This is a genomic window from Citrobacter sp. wls826 (genome assembly GCF_005281245.1).
Classification (GTDB): Bacteria; Pseudomonadota; Gammaproteobacteria; order Enterobacterales; family Enterobacteriaceae; genus Citrobacter; species Citrobacter braakii.
On sequence record NZ_SZWS01000053.1, the window covers coordinates 239,708 to 241,206 of the forward strand.

The 1,499-nt window shown below is 54.6% G+C and carries 1 protein-coding gene; it reads left to right on the plus strand.

Features of this window, described 5'->3' with window-relative positions:
* On the plus strand, positions 1 to 1,473 hold a 1,473-nt coding region (gene ggt / locus FDW87_RS13610; RefSeq protein ID WP_252363168.1), incomplete at its 5' end, for a gamma-glutamyltransferase.
* Positions 1,474 to 1,499: the final 26 nt, after the last annotated feature.

Consider the following 1,499-nt stretch of genomic DNA (forward strand, 5'->3'; position numbering starts at 1 on the left):
GGCAATCTGGGTGGTGGCGGTTTTATGCTGCTGCGTACCAAAGACGGTAACACCACGGCGATTGATTTTCGCGAAATGGCCCCTGCTGGCGCGACCCGCGACATGTTCCTTGATGAGCAGGGCAACGCCGATGCGAAAAAGTCCCTGACGTCGCATCTGGCATCCGGTACGCCGGGTACCGTCGCGGGTTTCTCGCTGGCGCTGGAGAAATACGGCACGATGCCGCTGAACAAAGTGGTACGTCCGGCGATGAAGCTGGCGGAAGAGGGCTTTGTGGTTAATGACGCACTGGCCGACGATCTGAAAACCTATGGCAGTGAAGTGCTCCCTAATCACGAGAACAGCAAAGCCATTTTCTGGAAAGACGGCGAGCCACTGAAAAAAGGCGATAAGCTGGTACAAAAGAACCTGGCGAAAAGCCTGGAAATGATTGCCGAAAGCGGCCCGGATGCGTTTTATAAAGGGGCTATTGCCGATCAGATCGCCGGGGAAATGCAGAAGAACGGTGGGCTGATGACCAAAGAGGACTTAGCCAGCTATAAAGCCGTGGAGCGTACGCCGATTAGCGGTGACTATCGCGGGTATCAGGTCTTCTCCATGCCGCCGCCGTCCTCTGGCGGTATTCACATCGTGCAGATCCTCAATATTCTTGAAAACTTTGATATGAAGAAGTACGGGTTTGGCAGCGCCGACGCCATGCAGGTCATGGCTGAAGCGGAGAAATATGCCTACGCTGACCGCTCGGAGTATCTGGGCGATCCCGATTTTGTGAAAGTGCCATGGCAGGCTCTGACCAACAAAGCCTATGCTAAAACGCTTGCCGATCAGATTGATATCAACAAGGCTAAGCCTTCCAGCCAGATTAAACCTGGCAAGCTCGCCCCGTATGAAAGCAATCAGACCACTCACTTCTCGGTGGTGGATAAAGACGGCAATGCCGTGGCGGTGACCTATACCCTGAATACCACCTTCGGGACCGGTATTGTGGCGGGTAATACTGGCATTCTGCTCAATAATGAAATGGACGACTTCTCTGCCAAGCCGGGCGTACCGAACGTATACGGTCTGGTAGGCGGCGATGCCAACGCGGTCGGACCGAAGAAGCGTCCGCTGTCATCTATGTCGCCGACTATCGTGGTAAAAGATGGGAAAACCTGGCTGGTTACCGGCAGCCCAGGCGGGAGCCGAATTATCACTACTGTGTTGCAAATGGTGGTCAACAGCATTGATTTCGGGATGAACGTCGCCGAAGCGACCAACGCACCACGCTTCCATCATCAGTGGTTGCCGGATGAGCTTCGTATTGAGAAGGGCTTCAGCCCGGATACAATCAAGCTGCTGGAGCAAAAAGGACAGAAAGTGGCGTTGAAAGAAGCGATGGGCAGCACGCAGAGCATTATGGTTGGACCGGATGGCGCACTGTATGGCGCGTCCGACCCGCGTTCCGTGGATGATTTAACGGCGGGTTACTGAGGATAACGGCCCTCTTCGCTGGAAGA